Annotated in this window: 20 protein-coding genes; 11 read left to right on the forward strand and 9 right to left on the reverse strand. The window is 65.1% G+C overall.

What is annotated here, in order from left to right; all coding sequences use genetic code 11:
* Positions 1-7 precede the first annotated feature (7 nt).
* Positions 8-2,701, reverse strand: a complete 2,694-nt coding sequence (gene topA / locus AB7F10_RS08845; RefSeq protein ID WP_428558476.1) for a type I DNA topoisomerase — start codon at positions 2,699-2,701, stop codon at positions 8-10.
* A 285-nt stretch (positions 2,702-2,986) separates the two neighbouring features.
* On the opposite strand from topA, the gene AB7F10_RS08850 reads away from it, so the two are divergent.
* Positions 2,987-3,190: a hypothetical protein gene (locus AB7F10_RS08850; RefSeq protein WP_428558474.1), complete on the forward strand. Its 204-nt coding sequence runs from the start codon at positions 2,987-2,989 to the stop codon at positions 3,188-3,190.
* A 58-nt stretch (positions 3,191-3,248) separates the two neighbouring features.
* Here AB7F10_RS08850 and AB7F10_RS08855 read toward each other — a convergent pair whose 3' ends face one another.
* The 5 genes from AB7F10_RS08855 to AB7F10_RS08875 all read right to left on the reverse strand — a co-directional run bounded on the left by AB7F10_RS08855 (position 3,249) and on the right by AB7F10_RS08875 (position 8,538).
* Entirely contained in the window at positions 3,249-4,451 is a 1,203-nt protein-coding gene (locus AB7F10_RS08855) for a lytic murein transglycosylase (RefSeq protein ID WP_428558472.1), read from the reverse strand.
* A gap of 24 nt (positions 4,452-4,475) precedes the next feature.
* Complete coding sequence (dprA, locus tag AB7F10_RS08860; protein WP_428558470.1) at positions 4,476-5,591, reverse strand: DNA-processing protein DprA; 1,116 nt, start codon at positions 5,589-5,591, stop codon at positions 4,476-4,478.
* 78 nt (positions 5,592-5,669) lie between these two features.
* The gene (gene plsY, locus AB7F10_RS08865) at positions 5,670-6,266 is read right to left on the reverse strand and encodes a glycerol-3-phosphate 1-O-acyltransferase PlsY (protein ID WP_428558468.1); all 597 of its coding nucleotides are present in this window, start codon (positions 6,264-6,266) and stop codon (positions 5,670-5,672) included.
* 14 nt (positions 6,267-6,280) lie between these two features.
* A complete protein-coding gene (locus AB7F10_RS08870) occupies positions 6,281-7,582 on the reverse strand; it encodes a dihydroorotase (RefSeq protein ID WP_428559977.1) in 1,302 nt (433 codons plus the stop codon).
* 2 nt (positions 7,583-7,584) lie between these two features.
* Positions 7,585-8,538, reverse strand: coding sequence for an aspartate carbamoyltransferase catalytic subunit (locus tag AB7F10_RS08875; protein WP_428558466.1), 954 nt, complete (start codon positions 8,536-8,538; stop codon positions 7,585-7,587).
* 139 nt (positions 8,539-8,677) lie between these two features.
* Between AB7F10_RS08875 and AB7F10_RS08880 the strand changes: the two genes are divergently transcribed.
* The 3 genes from AB7F10_RS08880 (at position 8,678) to AB7F10_RS08890 (ending at position 11,456) form a co-directional block, all read left to right on the forward strand.
* Positions 8,678-10,321: an acyl-CoA dehydrogenase family protein gene (locus tag AB7F10_RS08880; protein ID WP_428558464.1), complete on the forward strand. Its 1,644-nt coding sequence runs from the start codon at positions 8,678-8,680 to the stop codon at positions 10,319-10,321.
* Between the two features lie 139 nt (positions 10,322-10,460).
* Positions 10,461-10,883, forward strand: a complete 423-nt coding sequence (locus AB7F10_RS08885; protein WP_428558462.1) for a hypothetical protein — start codon at positions 10,461-10,463, stop codon at positions 10,881-10,883.
* A gap of 228 nt (positions 10,884-11,111) precedes the next feature.
* Positions 11,112-11,456 (forward strand): hypothetical protein, encoded by a 345-nt coding sequence (locus AB7F10_RS08890; RefSeq protein WP_428558460.1) that lies wholly within the window; start codon positions 11,112-11,114, stop codon positions 11,454-11,456.
* Positions 11,457-11,515: 59 nt separating this feature from the next.
* Here AB7F10_RS08890 and ruvX read toward each other — a convergent pair whose 3' ends face one another.
* Entirely contained in the window at positions 11,516-11,962 is a 447-nt protein-coding gene (gene ruvX, locus AB7F10_RS08895; RefSeq protein WP_428559975.1) for a Holliday junction resolvase RuvX, read from the reverse strand.
* 20 nt (positions 11,963-11,982) lie between these two features.
* Positions 11,983-12,864 (reverse strand): polysaccharide deacetylase family protein, encoded by an 882-nt coding sequence (locus tag AB7F10_RS08900; RefSeq protein ID WP_428558458.1) that lies wholly within the window; start codon positions 12,862-12,864, stop codon positions 11,983-11,985.
* Between the two features lie 194 nt (positions 12,865-13,058).
* On the opposite strand from AB7F10_RS08900, the gene AB7F10_RS08905 reads away from it, so the two are divergent.
* The 6 genes from AB7F10_RS08905 to gatB all read left to right on the forward strand — a co-directional run bounded on the left by AB7F10_RS08905 (position 13,059) and on the right by gatB (position 18,830).
* The gene (locus AB7F10_RS08905) at positions 13,059-14,312 is read left to right on the forward strand and encodes a hypothetical protein (RefSeq protein ID WP_428558456.1); all 1,254 of its coding nucleotides are present in this window, start codon (positions 13,059-13,061) and stop codon (positions 14,310-14,312) included.
* A 488-nt stretch (positions 14,313-14,800) separates the two neighbouring features.
* Positions 14,801-15,088 (forward strand): Asp-tRNA(Asn)/Glu-tRNA(Gln) amidotransferase subunit GatC, encoded by a 288-nt coding sequence (gatC, locus tag AB7F10_RS08910; RefSeq protein ID WP_428558454.1) that lies wholly within the window; start codon positions 14,801-14,803, stop codon positions 15,086-15,088.
* A 25-nt stretch (positions 15,089-15,113) separates the two neighbouring features.
* Positions 15,114-15,296 (forward strand): hypothetical protein, encoded by a 183-nt coding sequence (locus AB7F10_RS08915; RefSeq protein ID WP_428558451.1) that lies wholly within the window; start codon positions 15,114-15,116, stop codon positions 15,294-15,296.
* The gene (gatA, locus tag AB7F10_RS08920) at positions 15,293-16,765 is read left to right on the forward strand and encodes an Asp-tRNA(Asn)/Glu-tRNA(Gln) amidotransferase subunit GatA (protein WP_428558449.1); all 1,473 of its coding nucleotides are present in this window, start codon (positions 15,293-15,295) and stop codon (positions 16,763-16,765) included. Before AB7F10_RS08915 ends, gatA begins: the two co-directional genes overlap by 4 nt.
* Before the next feature lie 110 nt (positions 16,766-16,875).
* Positions 16,876-17,295: a nuclear transport factor 2 family protein gene (locus AB7F10_RS08925; protein ID WP_428558446.1), complete on the forward strand. Its 420-nt coding sequence runs from the start codon at positions 16,876-16,878 to the stop codon at positions 17,293-17,295.
* A gap of 53 nt (positions 17,296-17,348) precedes the next feature.
* Complete coding sequence (gene gatB / locus AB7F10_RS08930) at positions 17,349-18,830, forward strand: Asp-tRNA(Asn)/Glu-tRNA(Gln) amidotransferase subunit GatB (protein ID WP_428558444.1); 1,482 nt, start codon at positions 17,349-17,351, stop codon at positions 18,828-18,830.
* A gap of 830 nt (positions 18,831-19,660) precedes the next feature.
* On the opposite strand, the gene AB7F10_RS08935 is transcribed toward gatB, so the two are convergent.
* Positions 19,661-19,936, reverse strand: a complete 276-nt coding sequence (locus AB7F10_RS08935; RefSeq protein WP_428558441.1) for a PsiF family protein — start codon at positions 19,934-19,936, stop codon at positions 19,661-19,663.
* 318 nt (positions 19,937-20,254) lie between these two features.
* Between AB7F10_RS08935 and AB7F10_RS08940 the strand changes: the two genes are divergently transcribed.
* A complete protein-coding gene (locus AB7F10_RS08940) occupies positions 20,255-20,932 on the forward strand; it encodes a glutathione S-transferase N-terminal domain-containing protein (protein WP_428558439.1) in 678 nt (225 codons plus the stop codon).
* Position 20,933: the final 1 nt, after the last annotated feature.

Here is a 20,933-nt window from a genome sequence, read left to right on the forward strand (position 1 = left end):
TTGCCAGCTATTCGGCCGCGTCGACCTTCGCCGCTTTCGGCTTGGCCGCCTTCTTGGGCGCGGCTTTCTTCTTGGCCGGGGCTTTTGTCTTCTTGGCCTTCGGCGCGTCGGCTTCGCTCGCTTCGCCCGGTTTCTTGCGGCCCGCTGCACGGCGCTTGGCCGGTTTGCCGCCGCCCTTTGCCGCACGCGCCTCGATCAGCGTCAGCGCCTGTTCGAGCGTCACGGTTTCGAGCGTGAGATCGCCGGTCAATGTCGCGTTGACGCCGTCGTGGCTGACATAGGGACCGTAGCGGCCGTTCTTGACGACCACGTTGCCGCCCTTGTCCGGATGCTCGCCGAGCACCTTGCCGGGATCGGCGCCGAAGCGGCGGCCCTTGCCGGGATTGGCCTTCTTCTCGGCGATCAGCGTGACCGCGCGGTTCAAGCCGACGGTGAGAACGTCGTCGCCCTGTTCGAGACTTGCATAGGTCTTGCCGTGCTTCACGTAAGGACCGAAGCGGCCGACGCCGGCGAGGATCGGTTCGCCGTCTTCCGGCGACAGGCCGACTTCGCGCGGCAGCGCGAGGAGGGCGAGCGCCTTTTCAAGATCGATGTCGTCCGGCGCGAGGCCTTTCGGCAAGCCGGCGCGTTTCGGCTTCTCCGGCTTGTCGCCCTTCTTCTCGGGCTTGGCCTGTTCGCCGAGCTGGATATAGGGACCGAAGCGGCCGGAGCGCAGCGACACTTCAAGGCCGGTGACCGGGTCTTCGCCGAGCACCTTGGTGCCGCCCATGCCGTCGGCCGAGGGCGTCATCTGTCGGGTGAAGCGGCATTCCGGATAGTTCGAGCAGCCGATAAAGGCGCCGAACCGTCCGACCTTGAGCGACAGCCGGCCATTGCCGCATTGCGGGCACTGGCGCGCATCGGCGCCGTCCTCGCGCGGCGGGAAGATGTGCGGCGCGAGCAGATCATTGAGCGCGTCGAGCACCTGCGTGATGCGCAGATCCTTGATCTCGTTCACCGCGCCGATGAAGTCGATCCAGAAGTCCTGCAGCACCTTTTTCCAGTCGACCTCGTTGTTGGAAACGCGGTCGAGCTGTTCTTCCAGATTGGCGGTGAAGTCGTATTCGACGTAGCGCGCAAAGAAGCTCTCGAGGAAGCCGACGACGACGCGGCCCTTGTCCTCGGGGATCATGCGCTTCTTGTCGATCCGCACATAGCCGCGGTCCTGTAGCACCTGCAATACGGAGGCGTAGGTGGAAGGCCGGCCGATGCCGAGTTCTTCCATGCGCTTGACCAGCGAGGCCTCCGAATAACGCGGCGGCGGCTCGGTGAAATGCTGAGTGGACTCGATCGCCTGCTTGGCGAGCGCCTCGCCCTGCGACATCGCGGGCAGGCGGCGCGACTCCTCGTCGTCGCTCTGCTCGTCCTGGCCTTCCTGATAAAGCGTCAGAAAGCCGTCGAACTTCACCACCTGGCCGGTGGCGCGCAGGTCGATGGTGCGCGCGCCGGCCTTTGCGGTGATGTCGACCGTGGTGCGCTCGAGTTCGGCGGATTCCATCTGGCTCGCCACCGCGCGGTTCCAGATCAGTTCGTAGAGACGGGCCTGATCGCGGTCGACATATTTGGCGACCTCGGCCGGCGTGCGGGCCGCGCCGGTCGGGCGCACCGCTTCGTGCGCCTCCTGCGCGTTCTTCGCCTTGTTCTGATACTGGCGCGGCGAGGCCGGCACGTAATTCTTGCCGTAATTGCTGCCGATCATCGTGCGTATGTCGGCGATTGCCTCCGGCGCCATGTCGATGCCGTCGGTCCGCATATAAGTAATGAGGCCGGTGGTCTCGCCGTCGATCTCGATGCCCTCATAGAGACGCTGCGCGAGCCGCATGGTGATGGCGGGCGCGAGGCCGAGCTTGCGGCTCGCTTCCTGCTGCATGGTCGACGTGGTGAAGGGCGGCGGCGGATTGCGCCGCGCGGGCTTGGCTTCGACCGAGTTGACCGTAAAGCTCGCATTTTCGAGATCGCGGGTGAAGGCTTCCGCTTCTGCGCCGGAGCCAATGTCGAGCCGCTGGATCTTCTGGCCGTCCGCGCCAACCAGACGCGCCTCGAACACCTCGTTGCGCGGCGTCGCAAGCTTGGCGACGATCGACCAGTATTCCTTGGCGACGAATTTCTCGATCTCGAGTTCGCGGTCGCAGACGAGCCGCAGCGCGACCGACTGCACGCGGCCGGCCGAGCGGGCGCCCGGCAGCTTGCGCCAGAGAACCGGGGAGAGGGTGAAGCCGACAAGATAGTCGAGCGCGCGGCGCGCGAGATAGGCATCGACCAGCGCGGTATCGATCTCGCGCGGATTCTTCATCGCCTCGGTCACCGCCTGCTTGGTAATGGCGTTGAAGACGACCCGCTCGATCTTCTTGGATTTCAGCGCGTCCTTTTCCCTGAGCACTTCGAGCACGTGCCAGGAGATCGCTTCGCCTTCGCGGTCCGGGTCGGTCGCGAGGATCAGTTTGTCGGCGCCTTTGAGCGCCTTGGCGATGTCGTTGACCCGCTTCTGCGACTGGGCATCGACCTCCCAGAGCATGCGGAAGTCCGCCTCGGGATCGACCGAGCCGTCCTTGGCTGGCAGATCGCGAATATGGCCGAAGGAGGCGAGGACCTCGTAGTCCGAACCCAGATACTTGTTGATCGTCTTCGCCTTGGAGGGCGATTCGACAACGACGATATTCATGTAATTCCAATGAGTTAGCCGCCAAGCGCCGCAATCAGACTGGCGGAATCGGCCTCAACTTGCGACCCGAACATGGGGAAGGACAAACCACCTGTCAAATCTCAAGAATTTGGCGGCAAATAAGGCATTGATATTACAAGATTAAATTCGGCGGTCCGAGGCACTGTATACAACCTATGAGAGATTATTGAAAATACACACGCAATTAGTTATGTTTCGCACTGTCGAAGCCCAACGCAACGACAAGCATAAGCGATCTGGCGTCAATTCGGACCTCGGGCCTGCATGCCGTCACCGCCGGAAGCCAGTTTCCCTGCCGATCCTCACGCGCTCGGGGTCTACATGGCGACGATGACCGCCAGCATGTCCCGGATCGCCCGGCAGAACGGCTTCGATGCGCTGGCCTACCTTCTCGAACTCGCCCACCTCGAGGCCGAGACGATCCGCCTGCAGTCGCGTCCGCACAAGGCAACCGGCACCGACGACTAGGAGCGTTTTCAAGCGGAGTGGGCACCGGTCCGCGTGAAGAAAACGCGACAAACAAAATTTAGCGGACGGGAATTCCAAGTTTCGCCAACAATTCGGCGGTCGGATGGCCGTCCGGCACCATGCCGAACTTCACCTGCTCGTCGCGGATATTGTCGCGAAGGTCGAAATCGATGTGGGCGTCGAATTCGTTCACCTTGTAGCCGAGCGAGGCGAGTTTTTTCTGCAGCGCGACGCGGGTATCGCGCGGCAGCTGCGGATCGTTCTTGGGCCACGCCGCCTTGATCGGCTCGCCGCCGTGGATGCGGTCGGCGAGGTGGCCGACCGCGATCGCATAGGCGTCGGAGTTGTTGTATTCCTTCAGCACGTCGAAATTCTTGGTAACGATGAAGCCGGGGCCTTCGGCGCCGCTCGGAAAAAACAGAATGCCGTTGCCTTCCGCAGGGAAGGGCTTGCCGTCGGCGCGCTTGACGCCGAGCGTCGTCCATTGCGCGAATGTCGCGCGGCTCTTGCGATAGTCGAAGCCCTTCGGCACGAACACCTCGAAGCCCCACGGCATGTCGCGGTTCCATTTCCACTTGGCGAGATAGTTGGCGGTCGAAGCCAGAATGTCGGGCACGTCGTTCCACAAGTCCGGAATTCCCTTGCCGTCGCTCGTCACCGCGTAGTCGACGACGTTCGACGGCATGAACTGGGTCTGCCCCATGGCGCCGGCCCAGGAGCTGACCATTTTCGGACGCGGGATCGAGCCGTCCTGCATCAGCTTCATCGCGACGAACAGCTCGTTGCGGAAATAGGGATGGCGGTATTTCACGTAAGCGAGCGAGGCGAGCGAGCGGAATACGTCCCAGCGGTCCTTGGCCGCGCCGAATGACGACTCCATTCCCCAGATCGAAAGCAACACCCAGCGTTCGACTCCATACTTCTTCTCGACAGCGTCGAATGTCTTTTCCCACTGCGTCGCTTTGCGCTTGCCTTCGGCGACCCGGTTGGCGCTGACGATGTCGTTGACATAGGCGCCGACCGGCTTGCCGTATTCCGGCTGACGTTTTGTCGCCTTGATGACGCGTTCATCCGGGGTGACGCCACGCATGGCGAGATCGAAATTGGCGCGGGTGATGCCCTTCGCCTTGGCGTCCGGCCACAGGTCTAGAACGAAGCGCTGGAAGTTCGCATCGGGCTTTGCCGGCGCGGTTCTCGTCTGCGCCCCCGCGGCAGGCGCGATCGTCAACAATGCAAGCGCAAGAATTGCGGTTCGCAACATGGAAAGCCTTTTGGTTTGACGCCGTCAGGACGAGAGTGAGACCAGTCCGCCGCCATGACGGTCGAGTCGGCCCGCCAATTCAAGTTCGAGCAGCACGGTGCGCACGATTGCCGCAGAGGTTTGCGACAGCCTTACCAGATCGTCGATAGCAACTGGCGTCGGGCCCAGCAGATCAACGATGCGATGGCGCTCGTCATGGCCGGGTTCCGAGGCCGGTGGAAGCAGTTCGTCGGGCGATGGTTCGCGTGCCGGTGTTTCGATACCGCGGCCGAGGATCGGCTCCAGTGCGTCGATGACGTCGCGTGCTTCGGTGATCAGCGTCGCCCCTTGTTTGATGAGGCCATTGGTGCCTTCGCTGCGCGGATCGAGCGGGGAGCCCGGCACCGCGAAGACCTCGCGGCCTTGTTCGCCGGCGAGCCGCGCGGTGATGAGCGATCCCGATCGCTTTGCCGCCTCGACAATGACGACGCCGGCCGACAGGCCGGAGATCAATCGGTTTCGGCGCGGAAAGTCGCGCGCGCGCGGTTCCCAGCCGAACGGCATTTCGGAAATCGCGGCACCGTGTTCGAGAATGCCGTCGAGCAGGTTGACGTGATCGGGCGGATAGATGCGGTCGTGGCCGCCGGCAAGGACTGCGACGGTGCCGCTTGCCAGACTGCCGCGATGGGCCGCCGCATCGATGCCCCGGGCGAGTCCCGAGACGGTAGCGAAGCCTGCCGCCCCCAGATCGCGCGCGATGCGTTCGGCGAATTTCAGTCCGACCGCGGATGCGTTGCGCGAGCCCACGATGGCGACCGGCGGGCGGGTGAAAACCTCTTCGTTCCCGCGGATGGCGATCACCGGCGGCGCGTCGTCGAGTGCCTGCAGCCACGGCGGATAGCTTGGCTCGCCGAGCGCGACGAAACTCGCGCCACATTGTCTTGCCGCCGCGACTTCACGCTCGGCGTCGGCCTGCGAATAAATGCGCGTGGTGCCGCCGCCGCGGCGGACGAGGCCTGGAAGGGCGTCGAGCGCAGGACGCGCGCCTCCATAATGATTGATGAGATCGCGGAACGTGCGCGGACCGACATTCGGCGTGCGGATCAGGCGCAGCCAGTCGATCCGTTGTTCGTCGCTCAGCCTGACGCCGCCTGTTGCCATCGCGCCCCCGCGGAGAGGGGCAGCATGTCAAAGCTCGCGTCCGGGGACAACGTTGCCGGTGGCGATCCGGCCAGCGGCTCAGGATTCGCGGCCGATCCGGCTTTCGGTGCCGGCCAGCAGGCGGGCGATGTTCTGCCTGTGCATGAACCACAGCAGTATCGTCAGCAGAAGAAACAGCAGCGCGCGCAGCGGTTCGCCGTCGAACCAGAAATAGGCCGGCGTCAGCGCGCTCGCGACCAGCGCCGACAGCGACGAATAGCGGAAGATGAAGGCGACGATCAGCCAGATCGCGCAGAACAGAAGCGCCGCCGGCCACGCGAGCCCGAGCAGAATCCCGATATAGGTCGCGACGCCCTTGCCGCCCTTGAAGCGCAGCCACACCGGAAACAGATGACCGAGGAAGGCGCCGACCGCGGCGAAGACCGCGGCGTCGGGGTCTATGAAATGCCGCGCGAGCAATACCGCCGCGGTGCCCTTGAGCATGTCGAGTGCGAGCGTCGCGGCCGCGAGTTTCTTGTTGCCGGTGCGCAGCACGTTGGTCGCGCCGATATTGCCCGAGCCGATGGCGCGCAGGTCCGGGCCACCGGCGAGTGTCGTCAGCAACAGGCCGAAGGGAATCGATCCGAGCAGATAGCCGAGGATCAGTGCGGCGGCGTGGGGAGCGAGATCCGCCATCGTTCAGCCCATGCTCAGACGAAGTCGTAGGCGGTGCGTCCGCCGACGATGGTGCGCACCACGCGGCCCTGCATCCGCGCCTCGTCGAACGGCGTGTTCTTGCACTTCGATTTCAGTTCGTTGGGGTCGAGCACCCACGGCACATCGAGATCGACCACGATCACGTCTGCCGGAGCACCGTTGCGCAGCGTCCCGCCGGGCAGGCCCAGCAGTTCGGCGGGCCGCGTCGACATCGCGCGCAACAGCGTTGTCAGCGACAATTCCTTGCGATGAACGAGCCGAAGACCGGCGACCAGCATGGTCTCGATGCCGATGGCGCCAGGCGCCGCTTCGGCAAACGGCAGGCGTTTGGTCTCGACGTCCTGCGGATTGTGGTCCGACATCACGACGTCGACGAGGCCGCTGGCGATCGCTTCGACGAGGAGCTTGCGATCGTCCTCGCCGCGCAGCGGCGGCGTCAACTTCAGGAAGGTGCGGTAGGAGCCGATGTCGTTTTCGTTGAGCGTGATGTGGTTGATCGAGGCCGACGCGGTCACGGGGTGGCCGGCGTCGCGGGCGCGTTTGAGAATGTCGAGCGATTCCGCGCAGGTGACGGAGGCGGCGTGATAGCGCCCGCCGGTCAACGCGACGAGCCGCAGATCGCGTTCGAGCACCACCGCCTCGGCGGCAGCCGGGATACCGATCAGTCCGAGTCGGGCGGCGAATTCACCTTCGTTCATGACGCCGTCGCCGACGAGGTTCGGGTCTTCGGCGTGGTGGACGATCAGCGCGTCGAAATCCCGCGCGTAGGTGAGGGCACGGCGGATTACCTGCGCGTTGGTGACGCTCTTGTCGCCGTCCGTGAAGGCGACCGCGCCGGCGGCTTTCAGGAGCCCGATCTCGGTCATTTCGTGACCTTCGAGGCCCTTGGTGAGCGCGGCCATCGGATGGACATGGACGACCGCGGTGTCGCGCGCGCGGCGCATCACATAGTCGACCGTCGCCGGGTCGTCGATCGCGGGCGAGGTGTCAGGCTGGCACACGATGGTGGTGACGCCACCGGCGGCCGCCGCCTGGCTCGCGGAGGCGAAGGTTTCGCGGTGACCGGCGCCCGGCTCGCCAATGAAGGCGCGCATGTCGACAAGGCCCGGCGCGACGAGCTTGCCGCGGCAGTTGTAAATCTCCGTGCCTTCCGGCACGCCGGCCGCGCCGATGCCGCGTTTGGCGTCGCGGATCACGCCGTCGGCGATCAGCAGGTCGCCGTTGAAATCGAGGTCGCGCGACGGATCGACGATCCGCGCATTGGCGAGCAGGATCGGGCGGCGGTCGGCGGACATCATCATGCGTTCGGCAGGTTGCGTGAGAGGGCTTCGAGCACCGCCATGCGCACGGCGACGCCCATCTCGACCTGTTCGCGGATCAGCGATTGCGCGCCGTCGGCGACGATGGAGTCGATCTCGACGCCGCGGTTCATCGGGCCGGGATGCATCACCAGCGCATCGGGGCGCGCATAGGCGAGCTTGCGCTGGTCGAGACCGTAGAAGTGGAAGTATTCGGACATCGACGGCACATAGGAGCCGTTCATGCGCTCCTTCTGCAGGCGCAGCATCATCACGATGTCGGCGTCGGCGAGACCCTCGCGCATGTCGCGCGCGACCTCGACGCCGAGCCGCTCGACGCCGACCGGCAGCAGCGTGGACGGTGCGACAACCCGCACCCGCGCGCCCATTGTGTTCAGCAAGGTGATGTTGGAGCGCGCGACGCGCGAATGGGTGATGTCACCGCAGATTGCGACGAGGAGGCCTTCGATACGGCCCTTGTTGCGTCGGATGGTGAGGCCGTCGAGCAGCGCCTGGGTCGGGTGCTCATGAGCGCCGTCGCCGGCGTTGACGACGGAGCAGTCGACCTTGTTTGCGAGCAGTTCGACCGCGCCGGAGGCGTGATGGCGCACCACCAGAATGTCAGGGTGCATGGCGTTGAGCGTCATCGCGGTGTCGACCAGCGTTTCGCCCTTGCGCATGGCCGAGGAAGAAACCGACATATTCATCACGTCAGCGCCGAGCCGCTTGCCGGCCAGTTCGAAGGAGGACTGGGTCCGGGTCGAGCTTTCGAAGAACAGGTTGATCTGGGTGCGGCCGCGCAGGGAGGCGGTCTTTTTCTCGATCTGGCGGTTGAGGGTGACGAATTCCTCGGACAGATCGAGGAGGCCGGTGATTTCGTCGCGGGAAAGACCTTCAATCCCCAACAGATGACGGTGGTTGAGGACGAACGACGATTTCGGCGCACTTGTCATTAAAGGCATGTCTATAGGGCCAGTTGCCTGACGCGGCAAGGCCGCACGCGGCCGGTGGAAAACCCGGTGGGGAAGCGGTCATGATACGGTTAACCCGCGTTGCCGCCGCTTACGCCCTAAGTCGTCCTCCGGAGGGATCATGGCCGCCTTCGAAACGCACGAGGTCTTCAACCAGTCGCCGCCCTATGAGGGCATCGATCTGTTCGCGAGCGATGCCGCTCTGCAGGAGGCAGTCCGGGCGAACGGGATGGCGGCGCCCGACGCCGTGCTCTCGGCCTTCGGCCGCCACTGGGGACGGCCCGACATATTCGAGCAGGCCCGGCTCGCCAACGAGGTCACGCCGCGGCTGAAGTCCTTCGACCGGCAGGGTCGCCGCAGCGACACGGTCGAATTCCATCCGGCCTACCATTTCTTCATGGCCGAGAGCATGAAGGCCGGACTGCATTGCATGACATGGCGCGCCGATGCGTCCCGCGCGCCGGCTCCGGCGGAGGTCGCCCGCGCCGCGCGCTACTACATGGTGGCGCAGGTCGAGAACGGCCACATGTGCCCGATCACCATGACGCGCGCGGCGGTCGCCGCGCTCGGCGTCGAGCCGGCGCTGGCGGACCTGCTGATGCCGAAGATCGTGTCGCACGAGTACGATCCGCGCTTCATCCCGTGGCCGAAGAAGACGGCGATGACGCTCGGCATGGGCATGACCGAGAAGCAGGGCGGCACCGACGTGCGCGCCAACACCACGGTCGCCGTGCGCGACGGCGAGGCCTACCGCATCACCGGGCACAAATGGTTCATGTCGGCGCCGATGTGCGATGCATTCCTCGTGCTCGCCCAGACGGGCGAGGGGCTCACCTGTTTCCTGATGCCGCGTTTTGCGCCGGACGGGCAGGTGAACGCGCTGCGTTTTCAGCGGCTGAAGGACAAGCTCGGCAACCGCTCCAACGCATCGTCGGAGGTCGAGTTCGCGCAAGCTTACGCCGTGCGCGTCGGCGCGGAAGGGGCGGGCATCCGCACCATTCTCGAGATGGCGCAACTGACGCGGCTCGACTGTGCGATCGCCTCCGCCGGGCTGATGCGCATGGCGGTGGCGCAGGCGGTGCACCACACCCGCCATCGTCTCGCATTCCAGAAGAAGCTGATCGACCAGCCGCTGATGCGAACCGTGCTTGCCGATATGACGCTCGACGTCGAGGGCGCGCTCGCAGCCGTCATGCGGCTTTGCCGCTCGTTCGATCACGCGGCCACCGATCCGCAGGAGGCGGCGCGCGCGCGGTTGCTGACGCCGGCGATCAAATACTGGGTCTGCAAGATCGCACCGGCGCTGACCTATGAGGCGATGGAGTGCCTTGGCGGCAATGGCTATGTCGAGGACGGCATCATGGCGCGGCTCTATCGCGAGGCGCCGGTCAATGCGATCTGGGAAGGCTCCGGCAACGTCATGTGCCTCGATGTGCTGCGTGCTCTGTCGAAGGACAGCGAGGCCGCGCTCGCCGTGCTCAAGCAGCTTGCCGCCGAGACGGCGGACCTGGCCGGCGCGCCCGAAACGGTGTCCTCGATCGCCGGCATTCTCGGCAGCGGCGGCGCGGAGGCCCATGCGCGCCTTGCGGTGGAGCGTATCGCGCTGCTCGCGGCAGCGGCCGCGCTGCGCGCCAGCGCGCCGGCCTTCGTCACGGAGGCTTTTGCCCGGGCACGGCTCGCCGGCCAGCGCGGCGCGACCTATGGCGCGGCCGCGGTGGCTGAGGATGCGGCGCGGAAAATCGTCGAGCGCGCGGTGCCGGCCTAGAGTTAGGAAGGATTTTCGCGCCGAACTGCTCCCATCGCCACGATTCAGTCACGATCCATTCAGATTGAGTTCAACCGCCGCGGCCAATATTCGACCGCAATTGCGCCGCTTGATGGCGCATCAGATTGAGGATTTGACCATGAACCATTCGATGAAGCGTTCGATGGCGTTGGGTCTGGCGGGCACGATTGCGCTCGCGTCTTTGACCCCTGCGCTTGCCGCGCCGGTGATGTCGAGCGCCGCCGTGCTCAAGCAGAGTGCGCCGGCCCAGATCATCGACGTGCGCTACCGCCATCGTCATCGCGGCTACTGGGGCGGCGCTGCCGCTGCCGGTCTCGCCGCGGGCCTGATCGCGGGCGCTGCCGTGGCGGGTCCGCGCTATTACTACGATGACGGCCCGTATTATTACGGCCCGCCGCCGCCGGTTTATTACGAGGCGCCGCCCGTCTATGTCGCGCCTGAGCCGGTCTATCGCGGCGCGGTCGATCCCAACGGCGCGGCGCGCAAATGCTGGGTCGCGACCGACCGGGACCGCGGTTACGGCTACTGGCGTGCGTGCTGACGCGCGCAGCCTAGCGCGAGCACACAGTCGTCAAGTCTGAGAGAGGCGGGCCGTCGGCCCGCCTTTTTCATGGCCGGACCTTGACGTGCTCACGCAATCGACACCGTCATGCCGCGACAGGCGCGGAACTTTTGTCGCCGGTCGTCGTTTCTTTCCCAGCGACCACGACGGTGGCCACACACCGTCAGCGCGTTTTTCCGCGCGGTCGATCAAACAGGAGAGATCGTCATGACCATGACCAAGATCACCAAGGGTATTGCCGCGCTCGGCGTCGCGGGTCTGGTGGCGCTGGCGGCGACGGCGCCTGCCGAGGCTCGCAAGGGCCGCAACGCGGCCGCGATCGGCGGCTTCGTCGCCGGCGCGGCGGTCGGTGCGGCCGTGGCTGGCAGCAGCCGCAGCTACTACGGCGGCCCGGGCGGCTATTACGGCCCGACCTACTACGAGCCGGCCCCGACTTATTACGGTGGCGGCTACGCCTATGAGCCGGCCCCGACCTATTACGCACCGGCGCCGCGCCGTTGCTGGGTCTCGACCGACAGCACGCGCGGCTACGGCTACTACGGCCGCTGCTAAACGATTCAATCGACGATAACAGGCGGGTCCGGGCGAAAGCCCGGGCCCGTTCGTTTACGTCAGGCTTTCGCCAGCCGGTCGAGCGCGCCTTGCAGGATGAAGGCCGCGGCGTGCTGGTCGATGACCTCGTCGCGCCTCGCGCGGCTCATGTCGGCGGCGATCAGTTCACGCTCGACCGCCGCGGTCGACAACCGTTCGTCCCACAGCGCGATTGGCAGTTCGGTCAGCTTGGAAAAATTGCGGGCGAAGGCGCGGGTCGATTGCGCCCGCGGTCCTTCGCTGCCGTCCATATTGAGCGGGAGGCCGAGCACGAAGCCGACGGCGTTGCGTTCGGCGGCGAGCGCGATCAGCCGCGCGGCGTCTTCGGAAAATTTCTTGCGGGCGACAGTCTCGACGCCGGTGGCGAGCCGCCGGTCCGGGTCGCTGGCGGCGACGCCGATGGTCTTGGTCCCGAGATCGAGGCCGATGAGAGCGCCGCGCGCCGGCAGGGTTGCGGCCAGTTCCATCAGCGGTGCAACGGTCGCGGTCACGGCACGGTGCCCTCGGGAAGCGCGGCGGTGTGCGCCGCGATGGCGCCGGCCGTCGTCAGCCAGACCTTGTCGTCCGCCTTGCGCGCGATGTGATCGAGCGCGCGGGCGAGATGGCGGAAGCGGTGCGGCCAGCCGACCAGATAGGGATGCAGCGCGATGCCCATGACCAGCGGCCGCGTCTCGCATTCGTTGCGCATCACCTCGTAAGCGTCGACGATCATGTCGGCGAAGTCGGTGCCCTCGCGCTTGCGGCCGATGATCTGCGGAATGTCGTTCAGCTCCTGCGGGTAGGGCACCGCGAGGATCCGGCCACTGCGAGTCTTCATCCACACCGGCTGGTCGTCGTGGCACCAGTCGAGCATGTAGGTGTAACCCGCCTCGTGCAGCAGGTCGGGCGTGCAGGGCGACTGCGAGATCCACGGACCGAGCCAGCCCTTCGGTGTGCGGCCAGCGTGCTTCACGATGGCCGCGGTCGCGTCCGCGATCAGCGCGCGTTCCTCGTTCTCCGACATCGTGCCCTGGCGCTCGGAATTGGTGCGGCCGTGGCCGACGATCTCGGCGTTCGGGAACGCGGCAACCGCCGCCGGCGCGTGGTCGTACATCGCGGAATTGACCAGCAGCGACACCGGCCAGTTCAGCGCCCTGAACAACTCCGCGAGACGGAACACGCCGACGCGGTTGCCATAGTCGCGCCACGCATAATTGAGAACGTCGGGCTGCGGGCCGCCGGGCGCGAGTTCCGCGCCGAGGCCTTCGCCGAACGAGAACCATTCGAGGTTCAGGCCGACATAGACGGCGAGACGACGGCCGCCGGGCCAGTCATAGACCGGCCGCGCAGTGATCGGCGAATAGGGATAGCGGTCGTGGCTGGTCGGCATGGTGCGGCGTCGATGGTCGGCGTCGGTGCTGTGGCGGGTCGGCTATTTTTGGGCCGATGTTAGCGATGGGTCGCTTTGCGTTCCAGCGCAAGCGAATCCCGTTATAGTTCCACAAGGGTGGCGACAATTTTCGGCTTGCGGCGTGGCGCAGACACTGTGCAACGAAAGCTGCGGGCTGACGGAACAGGACGATCATGACCGGATTGGCTGCCGCGCGCTTGAGCGCCGCCCTTGCTGTTTTGTCGCTGTCTGCGGCGGGTGCCGTGCAGGCGCAAGAGGGTGGGAAGGGCTTCGAGAAGCCGCCGTCTTTCAGCGCGGCGAAAATCTCCGGCATCAAGCAGACCGGAGCGAATTACACGATCGCCAATCCGGTAACGAGCGACGGCTTGCTGCGCATCTATGTGTTCAAGACAAGCTACGGCGACTATATCGCCCAGGGCGATGCGATGGCGGCGATGCGGATCAACGAGTTGCGGGCGCTCGCGGCGCTCGAGCAGGTGAGCCAGTCGAAGACTTATGCCGAGGCGCTGGCGAAAGCCGGCATCAGTCCGCTGAAATTCGCCGGAGAGCTCATCACCAAGCCGGTCGATACTGTGAAGAACACGCTGAGCGGCGTCGGTGCGGTGTTCGGGCGCATCGGGTCCGGCATTTCCAACGCCGGCAAGTCGCCCGACAATGCGGTGGCGAGCATTCTCGGCGTCACCAGTGAGCGGCGCGAACTTGCGACCGCCTATGGCGTCGATCCCTATACCGACTTCCCGCCGCTCGACGCCAAGCTCAAGCGACTGTCGCAGGCCGCCGCGCTCGGCGGGCTGACGGTGAGCGGCGCGCTGCTCGCCGTGCCCGGCGCGGCCGGCATCGTCGCCTCGAACATCTCGACGGTCACGAAGGTCAACAATGTCGGCATCGAGGAACTGGCGCGCAAATACACCGGATCGCAAATTCTCGACCTCAACCGCGAACTCCTGACCAAGATGCATGTGCCGCCTGAGTTGACCGAGCGGCTGCTGACGAACCGCAATTACACGCCCGTCGACATGCTGGCGCTGGTCGCGGCGCTCGACAGCATGAAGGGTGTCGGCGACGTCTGGGTGTTCGTGCAGCGCGCGGCGGCGGCCGACCAGCGTTTCGTTGCGCTGTTTACGCGCCGGCAGGCCGAGCTGATGGCGTCCGAGCATCGCCACCACGGCGCCTTCACACGCTTCGTATCGCTCGCCGGTTATCCGGTGCTGGAGACGCGGGACGGCCGGCTGGTTGCGCTCGCGCCGGCCGATATCGTCTCGTGGACCAGAACCACGGCGGACGGGTTTTCGGACCTCGCCAATGCGCGCAAGCAGATCGCGCCGAAGGCGAGGGCGGAGGTCCGCATCACCGGCCGCGCCACGCCACTCGCGAAGAAGCGGCTGAAGGCGATGGGCTGGGCGGTGGTGGAAGGAGTGAGGCTGTAGGCACGCATTATCTGCTTGCCGCATATCCGGTACACCGGACATCGTGTTTTTTGTTTGCCGCATATCCGGTACACCGGACATGCGGGTACGCCCTTGTTGTTGACGGCGCGGGGTACGCCGGGAGCCCGATTTGTTTTGATGGAGCCTCGGGAGGCGCCAGGGGCTTGCGAGACCCCATGTGGCGGGTTCCCTTGCGATCGGGCCCGCCCGCGTGTCTTTGCGAGAGACACGCGCCGGTTTGCGAGACCGGCTGCGCCTCCCGACGCTCCACCTCGGCCGTGCACGGCCGGAGATCGTTATAGGAAATAAATCCTTCGGCCGGAGTTGTCAAGGACGCCATTCGTGCCGGTGCATCGAGGCCGGCCCGGAATCGGGCGGCACCTGCATCGCTGCGGCTGATTATCTGCAATGTTGTGCGTTGCCGCCGGGAAAGCGGCTCTGGTATAGCGGGGCCTGCATTTCGGCCCGCTCCGACATAAGTATGTAGAATGTCCGTCGACACCGACACCGTCCGCCGCATCGCCCGTCTCGCCCGCATCGCGGTCGCCGAGGACGAGGTCGAGCATCTCAAGGGCGAGTTGAATGCGATCCTCGCCTTCGTCGAGCAGCTCGGCGAGGTGGATGTCGAGGGCGTCGAGCCGATGACCTCGGTGACGCCGATGGCGATGAAGAAACGCGCCGACGTGGTGACCGACGGCGGCGACGCAGCGGCCGTGTTGAAGAATGCGCCTGCGACGCAGGACGATTATTTCCTGGTCCCGAAAGTGGTGGAGTAGGGCGTCCGTCATGTGCATGGCTTGCATGGAGCAAGATGCGCTGTTCCGCGCTTACCTCTTGGAACGCCCCGAGGAGCGCGAAAAGCTCTCCGACGAGGAGGCGAAGTATTTCGGTTTCAAGCGCGACCCGCTGACCAAGAAGTGGGTCGATGCGTGGAACGACGTGTTCGTCGCCGAAGCGGTCGACAGCGAGCCGCCGCGGCAATGACCGATCTCACGACACTGACGCTTGCGGGCGCGCGCGACGCGCTGCGCAAGAAAGAGCTCTCCGCGCTCGATCTCGCGGATGCGCATCTCGCCGCGATCGAACAGGCGCGCGCGCTCAACGCCTATGTGCTCGAGACGCCGGAACTGGCGCGCAGGATGGCGAAAGAGTCCGACGCGCGCATTGCGGCGGGCAAGGCCGGCCCGCTCGAAGGCATTCCGCTCGCCATCAAGGATCTGTTCTGCGTGAAGGACGTGCGCACGACGGCGTGCAGCCACATCCTCGGCAATTTCGTGCCGCCTTATGAATCGACCGTCACCGCGAACCTCTGGCGCGACGGCGCGGTGATGCTCGGCAAGACCAACAACGACGAGTTCGCGATGGGCTCGTCGAACGAGACCTCGCATTACGGTCCGGTGACCTCGCCGTGGCGGCGCGAAGGTTCCAACACCGCGCTGGTGCCCGGCGGCTCGTCGGGCGGCTCGGCTGCCGCCGTTGCGGCAAACCTCTGCCTCGGTGCGACCGGCACCGACACCGGCGGCTCGATCCGCCAGCCGGCGGCCTTCACCGGCACGGTCGGCATCAAGCCGACCTATGGCCGCTGCTCGCGCTGGGGCGTCGTCGCCTTTGCGTCTTCGCTCGACCAGGCCGGACCGTTCACGCGCACGGTGCGCGACGCCGCGATCCTGCTGCGCTCGATGGCGGGGCCGGACGCCAAGGACACCACCTGCGTCGACATGGCGGTGCCGGATTACGAGGCGGCGATCGGCAAGTCCGTGAAGGGCATGAAGATCGGCATCCCGAAGGAATACCGGGTCGATGGCATGTCGCCGGACATCGATGCGCTGTGGCAGCAGGGCGCGGCATGGCTGAAGGATGCCGGCGCCGAGCTTGTCGAGGTGTCGCTGCCGCACACCAAATACGCGCTGCCGGCCTATTACATCGTCGCGCCGGCGGAAGCCTCCTCAAACCTCGCGCGCTATGACGGTGTGCGCTACGGGCTGCGCGAGGATGGCCGCGACATCATCGGCATGTATGAGGCGACCCGCGCCGCCGGTTTCGGCAAGGAAGTGCGCCGCCGGGTGATGATCGGCACTTACGTCCTCTCCGCGGGCTATTACGACGCCTATTACCTGCGGGCGCAGAAGGTGCGCACGTTGATCAAGCGCGACTTCGAGGAGTGCTTCGCCAAGGGCATCAGCGCGATCCTGACGCCGGCGACGCCGACGGCGGCCTTCGGCGTCGGCGAGAAGGGCGCCGACCCGATCGAAATGTATCTCAACGATATCTTCACGGTGACGGTGAACATGGCGGGCCTCCCGGGCATCGCGGTGCCGGCCGGGCGCGACGGACAGGGCCTGCCGCTCGGCCTTCAGCTGATCGGCAAGGCGTTCGACGAGGAAACGCTGTTCACGCTGGGCGAGGTCGTCGAGCAGGCCGCCGGCCGCTTCACGCCAACCCGCTGGTGGTGAGCCGGTCGATTTTTTCGGTCAAGATTTGATCCAAGATTTGATCGAGGATAACGCCCGGCAGGGCGTCCGACCCTTGCCCGCCGAACTATAGTTCGCGCGGGGATTGGGGCATGGACACGGAAGCGACCCGCGCGGTCGTCGGCGCGATCTACGATGCCTATGAGCGGCGCGATTTCGAAACGGTCGCCGCGCATATCGACGAGGATATCGACTGGATCATCTATGCGCCGGTCGATGTTTTCCCGTTTGCCGGGCCGCGGCGGGGGCGAAGGGACGTGCTCACGGCCCTGGCCGGCATCGCCGAACTCTACGCCATCGAAAGCTATCGCCCGGAGCAGATCGTGGTCGACGGTGACCGCGCCGCGGTCATGTCGGACGTGCGGATGGTGCAGCGGACGAGCGGGCGGACCATGCGGTTTCGCGTCGCCAATTTCCTGCGCCTCAAGGACGGCCGGGTCGTCGAATTTCGCGAATTCATGAACACGCTGGACGTCGCCGAACAGGCGCTCGGGCATTTCATCGTGCGGTAGGCCGGTTCCGGCCGATGCTTGCCCGATCCCGCGCGGCGTCCTAAGGGAGAGCCATGAGCGGCACCGCACAAAACAAGTATCTCAAGGGCGCGACCGGCGATTGGGAGGTTGTGATCGGCATGGAAATCCATGCCCAGGTCGCCTCGAACGCCAAGCTGTTTTCCGGCGCCTCGACCGCGTTCGGGGCTGCGCCGAACAGCCACGTCTCGCTGGTCGATGCCGCGATGCCGGGCATGCTGCCGGTCATCAACGAGGAATGTGTCAAACAGGCGATCCGTACCGGCCTCGGCCTCAAGGCGCAGATCAACAAGCGCTCGGTGTTCGACCGGAAGAACTATTTCTATCCCGATCTGCCGCAGGGCTATCAGATCAGCCAGTACAAATCTCCGGTGGTCGGCGAGGGCGAGGTCGAGGTCGATCTCCCCGAGGGGGCTACGTTCAAGGTCGGCATCGAGCGGCTGCATCTGGAACAGGACGCAGGAAAAAGCGTCCACGATCTGCACGCCACCATGACGGCGGTGGACCTCAACCGCTCCGGCGTCGCGCTGATGGAGATCGTGTCGAAGCCGGATCTGCGCTCGTCCGACGAGGCCAAGGCCTTCGTGTCCAAGCTGCGCTCGATCCTGCGCTATCTCGGCACCTGCGACGGCGACATGGAGAAGGGGAACCTGCGCGCCGACGTCAACGTGTCGGTGCGCAAGCCGGGCGGCCCGCTGGGAACGCGCTGCGAGATCAAGAACGTCAATTCGGTGCGTTTCATCGGCCAGGCGATCGATCACGAGGCGCGCCGGCAGATCGAGGTGATCGAGGACGGCGGCGCCATCGACCAGGAGACCCGGCTGTTCGACCCCAACAAGGGCGTGACGCGGCCGATGCGCTCCAAGGAAGAGGCGCACGACTACCGTTATTTCCCCGATCCCGACCTGCTGCCGCTCGAATTCGACGACGCCTATGTCGAGGCGCTCAAGCGCGACCTGCCGGAACTCCCCGACGAGAAGAAGCAACGCTTCACCTCGGCGTTCGGCCTGTCGGCTTACGATGCCGGCGTGCTGGTGGCGGAGCGCGAGACGGCCGACTTCTTCGAAGCCGTTGTCTCCGGTGGCGGTGCGAAGCCGCGCGACGCCAAGCTCGCCGCCAACTGGGTCATCAACGAGCTGTTCGGACGCCTCAACAAAGAGGGCAAGGACATCGGAACCTCGCCGGTGGCCGCCGCGCAGCTCGGCGCCGTGCTCGACCTGATCGGCGAGGGTACGATTTCCGGCAAGATCGCCAAGGATTTGTTCGAAATCCTGTGGGCGGAAGGTGGCGACCCGCGCGACATCGTCAAGACGCGCGGCATGACGCAGGTCACCGACCTTTCGGCAATCGAAAAGGCGGTCGACGAGGTGATTGCCGGAAACCCGGACAAGGTCGCCGACGCGAAGACGAACCCCAAGGCGATCGGCTGGTTCGTCGGCCAGGTGATGAAGCTGTCCGGCGGCAAGGCGAACCCGCAGGCCGTCAACGAACTCCTCAAGGCCAAGCTCGGTCTTTAGAGCGACCGTGACGACGGTCGTGGCCGCCGCCGCATGACGCGCGCGGCGAGTCGAATCCGTCTTTCGACGCACTGCAAACAGAACGGCCGCCGACCCGTTTCCGCGAATCACTTGTCGCTGATTCGCTCGTTTTGATCGTTCGAACGCCCGCGAAGGGGCAAAAACGGGTGGGCTGTGCAAAAAATTTTTTCGATGCTTAACGAACCGGTACGCGCATGCGCGACGAAAAAATTTCATCGCGCACAGAAAAATTTTTTGCACGGCTGCGTTTCACGCCGCAGCGGAGAAAATTCAAATTGTGCTTGATTTATCGATGCAAAACGCGTGGCGGAATTTTTGAGTCAACGTGCGTCGATGTTGCCGTTGTCGTGCGCGTGTCGAAGCGCATGCGTGCGAGACGATGCGCGATGCAACGCGCGGGACGGCGCGCGTACACCTCCCGTTAAGCGGAGTCGATGCTTTTTTCGTTGTGCTGTAGTAATCGGAGTGCAGTGCGGTTCGATTCCCGAGCGCACTGAAATGCGACACCCGCCATGTTACATGGCTAGGAGGGCAGCAATGGCCAAACGTAGGAAGAAGGCAGCGTCGAAGAAAGTGGCGAAGAAGGCTCGCAAGAAGAAGAAGCTGTAGCCTGATCGCTATGATCTGATCTTCGGCTGCAACACGTCGGAGATCGCGTCATACGGGCCGGTGTGCGTCGTGTACGGTGAGCGCTACGCAATCGTTCATAGGCGCCCCGGACCCGGTTGACGACAGAGGGCGTCGGCGAAACCGCAGGGTTTCACCGACGCCCTTGTTTTTTGCGCGCTGCCGCTTTGCGCCGCGGACGCTCAGCTCTTCAGGCAGGTGCTCATGAATTTATTATGAGCCGTCTTGCCGGACACCTTCTTGGCCTTCTTCTCGTCCTGCCACTTCGCCGAGCAGTCCTTCATCTTCTGCTGCTGCGGGGTGAGCTTTTTGGCGGTGGTCTTCTTCTCGCTCGACGACTTGGTGCTCTTGGTCTTGGCGGTGTCTTCCTTCTGGGTGCTCTGCGCTTGCGCGCTGGCGAGCGGGGCTGCGGTGACGAGCGCAGCCGAAATCAGAGCCGCCAACACAGACTTCAACATGACGTGATCCTCCGGGGGAATGACCTGACGTGCCGCCGTTTGTTCCTTAAGTATCGGGCGGCTCGCAAACGATAGGCCCGCCGCGCATGGCAGTCCATCGGGCGGGCGTGGCGCGACCGCCTTGAACCCGTCGGGTCATGCTGTAGTTTTTGCACCGCAAACGAGGGCGGGTTCACAGGGAGCAGGCATATGGCGCGGGCGCGGCGGAAGGCGGCGGCGAAGACATCATCCGGGAAGACATCCAGGACACGGGCAGCGAAGCGCCCGGCGGTTAGGACGGCGGCCAAAGCGGCGGCTGGAAAGCAGCGCCCCATCGAATTGCACTACTGGCCGACGCCGAACGGCTTCAAGGTCTCGATCATGCTCGAGGAGTGCCGGCTGCCTTACACGCTGGTTCCGGTGAACATCTCGACCGGGGAGCAGTTCAAGCCGGAGTTCCTGAAGATTGCGCCGAACAATCGCATGCCGGCGATCGTCGATCCGGACGGTCCCGGCGGTAAACCGATCTCGGTTTTCGAGTCCGGCGCGATCCTTCAGTACCTCGGCCGCAAGACCGGCAAGTTCTATCCCGACAACGAGCGCAGCCGTGTCGATGTCGAGCAGTGGCTGTTCTGGCAGATGGGCGGTCTCGGGCCGATGGCCGGCCAGCTCAACCACTTCAAGCACTATGCGCGCGAGACGCTGCCCTATGCGATCAAGCGCTATGAGGATGAGGTGAACCGGCTCTACGGCGTGATGAACAAGCAGCTCGACGGCCGCGATTTCCTCGCCGGCAAATATTCGATCGCCGACATGGCCTGCGTCGGCTGGGTCAATCTATGGGAGCGGCAGGGCCAGGACATCAACCAGTTCCCGAACCTGAAGCGCTGGCTCGCCGCGGTGAAGGCGCGTCCCGCCGTCCAGCGCGGCATGGCGCTCGGCAAGGAGCTGCGCAACAACGTCGACATGAAGGACGCCAAGGTGCAGTCGGTGCTGTTCGGCCAGCGCGCGCGCTAGC

Source organism: Pseudolabrys sp., assembly GCF_050250095.1.
Lineage (GTDB): Bacteria > Pseudomonadota > Alphaproteobacteria > Rhizobiales > Xanthobacteraceae > Pseudolabrys.